General features: G+C 66.4%; 1 protein-coding gene. It reads left to right on the top strand.

The window, feature by feature from the left end:
* On the top strand, window positions 1-256 hold a 256-nt coding region (locus SB751_RS32780), incomplete at both ends, for an aldehyde dehydrogenase family protein (RefSeq protein WP_410749351.1).

Below are 256 nucleotides of genomic sequence, written 5' to 3'. Positions count from 1 at the left end.
CGTCGAGGCGCTGCGCGACGACGCGCAGAGCTTCTCGTGCGATCTGACGCCGCACGGCAAGGCGCGTCGCGTGTTCTCGCAGCGGCAGCCGCTCGACGGCGTGATCGTCGCGATCACGCCGTTCAATCACCCGATGAACCAGGTCGCGCACAAGATCGCGCCGGCGATCGCCACCAACAACCGCGTGATCGTGAAGCCGTCGGAGAAGGTGCCGCTGTCGGCGTTCTATCTGGCCGATCTGCTTTACGAAGCCGGC

This window comes from Cupriavidus sp. SIMBA_020 (genome assembly GCF_046535395.1).
Classification (GTDB): domain Bacteria; phylum Pseudomonadota; class Gammaproteobacteria; order Burkholderiales; family Burkholderiaceae; genus Cupriavidus; species Cupriavidus campinensis.
Note: the sequence above shows the minus strand (reverse complement) of the source record. Positions and strands in the feature narration are given on the sequence as shown.